At 45.9% G+C, this 4,773-nt stretch carries 5 protein-coding genes; 3 read left to right on the forward strand and 2 right to left on the reverse strand.

Annotated elements, in window-relative coordinates; all coding sequences use genetic code 11:
• Window positions 1–142: 142 nt before the first annotated feature.
• Complete coding sequence (gene ompA, locus ACRC27_RS05170) at window positions 143–1,204, forward strand: porin OmpA (protein WP_438639345.1); 1,062 nt, start codon at window positions 143–145, stop codon at window positions 1,202–1,204.
• 46 nt (window positions 1,205–1,250) lie between these two features.
• Here the strand turns inward: ompA and matP are convergent, their stop codons facing one another.
• The gene (matP, locus tag ACRC27_RS05175; protein ID WP_438639346.1) at window positions 1,251–1,700 is read right to left on the reverse strand and encodes a macrodomain Ter protein MatP; all 450 of its coding nucleotides are present in this window, start codon (window positions 1,698–1,700) and stop codon (window positions 1,251–1,253) included.
• A 141-nt stretch (window positions 1,701–1,841) separates the two neighbouring features.
• Here matP and ACRC27_RS05180 point away from each other — a divergent pair, with 141 nt between their 5' ends.
• Window positions 1,842–3,605, forward strand: a complete 1,764-nt coding sequence (locus tag ACRC27_RS05180; RefSeq protein WP_438630681.1) for an AAA family ATPase — start codon at window positions 1,842–1,844, stop codon at window positions 3,603–3,605.
• Window positions 3,606–3,675: 70 nt separating this feature from the next.
• Entirely contained in the window at window positions 3,676–4,194 is a 519-nt protein-coding gene (fabA, locus tag ACRC27_RS05185) for a 3-hydroxyacyl-[acyl-carrier-protein] dehydratase FabA (protein WP_438621882.1), read from the forward strand.
• Window positions 4,195–4,419: 225 nt separating this feature from the next.
• On the opposite strand, the gene ACRC27_RS05190 is transcribed toward fabA, so the two are convergent.
• Window positions 4,420–4,773: hypothetical protein (locus tag ACRC27_RS05190; protein WP_438639347.1), on the reverse strand; the 354-nt coding region annotated here is incomplete at its 5' end.

Consider the following 4,773-nt stretch of genomic DNA (forward strand, 5'->3'; position numbering starts at 1 on the left):
ACTAACTTATCAAGAATGGAACATTTGTGTGGCAATCTTATGCCACCGTCTGACGATGGAATGTTCATTCAAAAATGACGTAAGGCCTTTGAGTCTTACGCAATTATTTATGCCTTTCATTGATGATAACGAGGCGCAAAACATGAAAAAGACTGCAATTGCACTGGCACTGGCTGGTATGGCATTCGCTGCTTCAACTCAAGCAGCTCCACAGGATGGCACTTGGTACACTGGTGCTAAACTGGGCTGGTCTAACTACTTCAACACTGACAAAGATGCTGACTTCTTTGGTAGCGGTGGCAACCTGAGCAACTCTACCCACTTCAGCAAGAACTCTCTGGGCGGCGGTGTATTTGGTGGTTACCAAATCAACCCATGGTTCGCAGTTGAAATGGGCTACGATTACCTGAACAAAATGAAGTCTGACAACGGTAAGATGGAAGTTCAAGGTATTCAACTGAGCGGTAAGTTCAGCTACCCAGTAATGCAGGACCTGGATCTGTACACTCGTCTGGGTGCTATGGGCTACCGTGCTGACATGAAAGGCAGCAAAGAAGAGCAGTTCAACCGCTTCGAAACTGGCGTTCGTGCGCTGGCAGCTGTGGGTGCAGAGTATGCATTCAACCAAAACTGGGCTGGCCGTCTGGAATACCAGTACACCAACAAACTGGGTAACGCTAACCAAGTTGGCGTTAGCGCTGACAACGGTCTGCTGACCATGGGCGTTTCTTACCGTTTCGGTCAAGAAGTTGCTGAAGCACCAGTTGTTGTTCCAGCTCCAGCTCCAGAAGTTGAAACCAAGCGTTTCACTCTGACCTCTGACGTTCTGTTCAACTTCAACAAAGCAACCCTGAAGCCAGAAGGCCAGCAAGCTCTGCAGAAGATGTACGGCGAAATCAGCAACATGGGTCTGAAAGATCAGACTGCAGTTGTTATCGGTTACACCGACCGCATCGGTTCTGACGCTTATAACGATAAGCTGTCTAAAGACCGTGCTCAGTCAGTAGCTTCTTACCTGGAAACTCTGGGTGCTCCAGCTAACATGCTGTCTGTAGAAGGCCGTGGTAAAGCTGATCCAGTAACTGGTACTAAGTGTGACGGCATCAAAAACCGTAACTCTCTGATTTCTTGCCTGGCTCCAGATCGCCGTGTAGAAATCGAAGTTCAAGGTGTTAAAGAGCAAGTTGTTGAAGCTCAGCAGTAATTTCTGCTAACACTCTGAATAAGCATAAACCCCGCCACGGCGGGGTTTATTTTTTGAGTAAATCAGCCAGATCACTGCGAGCGGCCATAATCTGACTTTCATAACGATTTTTACTCACGGACTCTTCAAGTAAATGGGTAATAGTGCCTGATAGGGTCATGTCCAATAATTCTGCGCGTTGCGACAATTTTTCCCATACTAGATACTCAAGATCGATCGATTTTTTTCGAGTATGCTCTTTTTCCGCATTAAAATAGCGTTTACGTGTTGCACGCACAACCTGCTTTAGCTTGGTGTCATAGGCAGCATGCAGGTTTGCTTGTATCCATGTATTGATCTGTTCTGGTTGATGCTCGGCTTGCAGCAGCAACTCATATAACGCATTCATTTCGCTCAATTCGGTATAACGTGTTACATTTTCCCCTGCGCGCATTTTTTTGACTAAATACGCCCATTTCCAGCCACTCTCTAAATTTTCAAGTTGCTGATATTTCATCTTTAAATCCTCAATCAGAGGTGTATTCTTCACGATACTGAATGATAACAAAAGCAAACACAGTCTGCTTACACTCTCTGGCAGTTACGGGCGCTAAATTTGTTATAATCCTACTTCTTATTCACTATGCAGTATACGAACTTGACTAAACACGAACTTGAATGGCAGCAGCTTTTGCCTGATACCCAACAATATGAGCCATTATTTGCTCTTTCAGATGAGCAATCACCTCATAGCTTTTTAGATATGCAGCCAAGACTTGCGGATACGCTTGATCGCTTTTGTCGGATCACGCACCAGCCCTCATTTTTGTTAGTTAAAGGCAAAGAGAATCAACGTTATCTTTCGTTGATCGCTGAAGCTGTGAGCGAACGCCTCCCTCCGCTAGAGGACGTCACCGGAGTCAGCTACCGTTTTGATAGCAAAACGAACAAAATGCTGATGACACCCGCTATTCACGCCAATGATAATTTTGCGGCCAAAACTGTCTGTGCATTCGATGAGTGGCTGAGTTGGGATCAACTCTTTGGTTGTGTACGTGAACGCGGTGAAACTATCACCGTTGAGCCGGGTTTAATCCATCAGGCAAACGGGGGCGTTCTTGTTCTGCCATTACGTACGTTGTTAGTACAACCGGCGTACTGGTTTCAGTTGCGAAAAACATTGCTGAGTAAAACGTTTCACTGGTGTTCGCCTGAAGAGTCTAAATCTCTTCCTGTTGCTATGCCGCCAATGCCGCTCGATATTCGGGTGATATTACTCGGTGATCGTTTCAGTTTAGCGGAGTTCGGCGAACTTGAGCCCGATCTTGATACACTCTCTATGTACACTGAAATTGAAGACAATATTGCCATTACCGATGATACCGCCCTTTCTTCATGGGTTGGGTATGTCAACAGTATGTGTAATGATCTGAATTTGCCAACACTCACCCCAAAAGCATGGCCGGTACTGTTCCATGCTGGTTCACGTGAAGTGGACGATCAAATGCGTTTACCACTCTGCCCACTGTGGTTAGAGAGCTTACTGGTAGAGGCAGCCATTGAATCTGATGATGAACCTATTACCGATGAGCACCTAAGTGATGCGATTCATGCCCGTAAAGACCGAGCTAACTATCTGCCGGAACGCGCTATGGATGATATTCATCGCGGACAGGTGTTTATTGATACAGAAGGCGCGCAAATTGGTCAGGTCAACGGTTTGTCTGTGCTTGAATATCCGGGCCATCCGTTTGCCTTTGGTGAGCCTTCACGTATCAGTTGTGTTGTACATTTAGGCGATGGTGATATTGCCGATGTTGAGCGTAAAGTAGAGCTCGGCGGGAATATCCATGCCAAAGGCATGCTGATTATGCAAGCATACCTGTCATCTGAACTAGCATTGGAGCAGCAACTGCCCTTCTCTGCCTCATTAGTGTTTGAGCAATCATACGGTGAGGTTGACGGTGATAGTGCCTCATTGGCCGAACTGTGCGCGCTGGTAAGCTCTTTATCTTTAAAGCCGGTCAGCCAGTCTATCGCGATAACAGGTGCCGTTGACCAGTTTGGTCGGGTACAGGCTGTTGGCGGTATCAATGAAAAAATTGAAGGTTTTTTTGCTGTCTGTGAAAAACGCGGTCTAACCGGTGAACAAGGTATTATTTTACCTGAAAGTAACTTGCGTCATCTGTGCCTTTCTGATGAAGTTGTTGAGGCAGTAAAAGAGGGTGCATTCCATCTGTATGCGGTAGAGCACGCTTCTGAAGCCTTATCCCTGCTAACCGGTGTACCGTTTGACACTGAAGATGAAGAGAAAGAGTCGTTACTGAATCTCATCCAGTTGCGGATAGATCAGGTTAATTTACCACCATTAAGACCGTTACCGTTCTTTTTACGCTGGCTCAACTGGTTTAACCACAGCTGATCGGACTTGTTCAGCGTACAAGTGTTAGCTAAGTTAGGGGCAGAATTCACTGACAAACAGAATGAATGCCATGCTTATGAAACGCTTTTCGTACTCAAAGGAAGATTTACTGGCCTCTAGCCGTGGTGAGTTGTTTGGTGAAACTGGTCCACAGTTGCCAGCACCTAGTATGTTGATGATGGATCGCATCGTCAACGTATCTGAAACCGGTGGTAATTTTGGCAAAGGCTACATCGAAGCTGAGCTCGATATTAACCCTGATCTGTGGTTTTTTGCCTGCCACTTTCCGGGCGATCCGGTAATGCCAGGTTGTCTCGGCCTTGATGCCATGTGGCAACTCGTCGGATTTTTTCTCGGCTGGAGTGGTGGCGAAGGTAAAGGGCGTGCGCTCGGTGTGGGTGAAGTAAAATTCACCGGCCAAGTTCTGCCAACCGCAAAAAAAGTGGTTTACCGTATTCATCTGAAGCGCTTAATTAACCGTAAATTGATTATGGGTTTAGCTGATGGTGAAGTTGAGGTTGATGGCCGTGTGATCTATACCGCTACCGATCTGAAAGTGGGTCTGTTTAAAGACACATCCGGTTTCTAAATCGTGGCGACAATACTGTGACTACAACAGTTTCCACGCTGTAAATCAAAGTCTGGTATAAGAGCGGTGCAAAAAGACTTACAGCACCGTCAAACCGAAAATGTAGTCAGCAACTGTATGATAAAAACACCAAAATAATCGGTTTATTTTGGTGTTTTGCTTTATTCCCTTCTGTAGCTAAGTGGTGATCTGTAGAGATTATCCGTAATAACCTAAGCCACTAACCTAAGCCACTGCCGCCGATTTTTGTACGATATTTTTCATCCATACCTTGCTGCGAACGCGATAATAACAACCGACAATTTTCACCGCCTCTTCGGTAAAGATAGCTAAATAAACCCACTGCATTCCCACATCCGTATAAAACGCGAGAAACGCAACTAACGGGATACCAATAAACCACTGGGCGATGACATCCTGATAGAAACAGAATTTAATGTCTCCCCCCGCCCGTAGTACGCCGATAATCATCAGCATCGGAATACTTTTTAGCAATACCGCGACAGAGAGCATCACATAAAAGCTTGAAGCCAGATCAAGTGTCGGCCCTTTCAATCCACTGAATAAACCCAATACTGG

Source organism: Plesiomonas sp., from assembly GCF_051650925.1.
Taxonomy (GTDB): domain Bacteria; phylum Pseudomonadota; class Gammaproteobacteria; order Enterobacterales; family CAMTGL01; genus Plesiomonas.